We start from the raw sequence: 2,341 nt of genomic DNA on the forward strand, positions 1-2,341 counted from the left end.
AACCTTTTTGAGATATGGAACGAGTTTGCTTGCTGCAATTGCTGGAAGTTTCTTGTTTTCTTTGTTTTTTAAACTATCTACGAAAAGGGATAGTTCCAATTCTCCGTTGCCAACTTTTTTGCTAACAGTAAGTTTTGAGGCTGATACCATTCCTGCACTTTCTGAAGTATCTGATTTTGTTATTTTTCTTTTGCTTGTTTTTAGTGAGGCTGCTTTTTTCGTTTTCTTCTTTTCTGTTTTTCTACCTTTAGGAGATGAGGTGTTTTGGGCAGAAGATATTTTAAAACTCTTATCTCCCTTTCTTGACTTTTCTCCGATCAGTTCTGATTCAACTTTTAAGTCAAAAGATAAAGGTAGGATATCTACCATTTTGTAAGTTTTTATCTTTAATACTCCTGAAATACTTAGAATAGAAATTAAAGCTCCATGAATGATCAAAGAAGTGATAAAAGAAATAAGACTTAACTTATAGTTTTTTGTCATTACCGTTTTCCTAGGGTAATAATGGAGCGGGCGACGGGATTCGAACCCGCGACCCTCAGCTTGGAAGGCTGATGCTCTAGCCAGCTGAGCTACGCCCGCTTTGTTTTTTATAAAAATATACGCTGAATTGGTTAAATAGTCAAATGGTTGAGTGGTTGGTTGACTGGTTAAATGGTTAATGTAGGAATTGGTTAAACAGGAAAAGGCGAAAAATGTAAAATTCCAATCACGAGTATGATTAGGAGGAAGGTAAGGTGTTAAGGTTTTTTACAGCTGGTGAAAGCCACGGAAAAGGAATTTTTGCTTTCTTAGAAGGAATACCGGCAAACTTTGAGATAGACTTTGAATTTGTAAACAGAGAACTTGCAAGGCGTCAAAAAGGGTATGGACGTGGTGGAAGAATGAAGATTGAAAAAGATAAAGTAGAGTTTCTTTCCGGTGTAAGACTTGGAAAAACCCTTGGTTCACCGATTCTAATGGCTGTTTGGAATAAGGATTACGAAAACTGGAAAGAGATAATGAAACCAGAACCTGGGGAGCTCCCAGAGGACAAAAAAGTTGTAAAGCCACGTCCGGGACATGCAGATTTAAGTGGAGTTCTAAAATATGATTTTGATGATGTTAGGAACGTTCTCGAAAGGTCAAGTGCAAGAGAAACTGCCGGAAGAGTAGCTGCTGGCTCTCTGTGTAAAGATATTTTAAGAAGACTAGGAATAACAATTGGGAGTTATGTCCTTTCTGTAGGAAAAGTTGAAGTTCCAAAAAGTGCTTATGCTTCTTTATCTTTTGAAGAAAGGTTTGAAAATGCAGAGAATTCCGAGGTAAGAATTCCTGTTTCTGATAGAACTTTAGAAGAAATTTTTAAAAAGGAAATAGACTCTGCAAAGGAGAAAGGAGAAAGTCTTGGTGGAATTTTTGAAGTTTTTGCTTTAAACGTTCCTGTTGGTCTTGGAAGCCATACCCAATGGGATAAAAGGCTTGATGGGATAATCGCCCAAAGTATCATGTCCATTCAGGCTATAAAAGGCGTTGAAGTAGGAATGGGATTTGATACAGCAAAGAACTATGGATCAAAAGTTCACGATGAAATTTTCTATTCAGAAGAAAGAGGTTTTTATAGAGAAACCAATAATGCTGGTGGAATAGAAGGTGGAATGACAAATGGAATGCCAATAGTTGTAAGGGCTGCAATGAAACCAATACCAACTCTTTATAGTCCTTTAAGAAGTGTTGACATAAGAACAAAAGAACCTTTTGAGGCTTCTATTGAGCGCTCTGATGTTTGTGCCGTTCCGGCTGCGTCGGTTGTTGCAGAGTCTATGCTGGCTATAACCTTACTTGGTGCAATCCTTGAAATGTTTCCAGCGGATGACTTTAGAAGGTTAAAAAAATGGTTTGAAGAATATAAAGAGGACTTAGGAAGTTTTTAGCTTACATTTGACTTGTTTCCTTCCTTCTTTCTTTTTCTTGCTATTCCTTTTTCTCCTTTACTAGTCTACAGTTTTCCAGAATATACCTTTCGATGGACTACGCAAAATACTTCATTTTCACTCAATATACTTTCTTAGTTTCGGTGATAGCGTAAAAGATAACGCTATAAAACTTCCAATGAAACCTAGTATTGGAATTTCAAACCGCTCTGATAACGACCTGTAAGTTTCCTCAGGGTTATTGTTAAGTCCGTGGAAAACCAAAAGCGCACAAGATAGACTAAGAAAGGTTATATAAGAAAATAAAAAAGCTATGCCTATGTAATGGGGTATCTTGTTAGAAACAAGTATTCTTAGAGACCATATAATGAGGGGTGAAGACGCATAAAACATACTTAAAGATAGCAATACTTTTTCTTCTTTAGAAA

3 protein-coding genes and 1 tRNA gene are annotated in these 2,341 nt (G+C 36.7%); 1 reads left to right on the forward strand and 3 read right to left on the reverse strand.

Annotation, left to right across the window (positions count from 1 at the left end; all coding sequences use genetic code 11):
• Together ABGX27_04935 and ABGX27_04940 are read right to left on the reverse strand one after the other, a co-directional pair.
• The coding region (locus ABGX27_04935; GenBank protein ID MEO2068840.1) for a hypothetical protein at positions 1 to 483 on the reverse strand (483 nt) is incomplete at its 3' end.
• A 22-nt stretch (positions 484 to 505) separates the two neighbouring features.
• Positions 506 to 582, reverse strand: a tRNA-Gly gene (locus ABGX27_04940).
• 155 nt (positions 583 to 737) lie between these two features.
• Here ABGX27_04940 and aroC point away from each other — a divergent pair.
• Entirely contained in the window at positions 738 to 1,913 is a 1,176-nt protein-coding gene (gene aroC, locus ABGX27_04945) for a chorismate synthase (GenBank protein ID MEO2068841.1), read from the forward strand.
• 117 nt (positions 1,914 to 2,030) lie between these two features.
• Here aroC and ABGX27_04950 read toward each other — a convergent pair.
• On the reverse strand, positions 2,031 to 2,341 hold a 311-nt coding region (locus tag ABGX27_04950), incomplete at its 5' end, for a hypothetical protein (GenBank protein ID MEO2068842.1).

The organism is Desulfurobacteriaceae bacterium, assembly GCA_039832905.1.
GTDB lineage: Bacteria > Aquificota > Aquificia > Desulfurobacteriales > Desulfurobacteriaceae > Desulfurobacterium.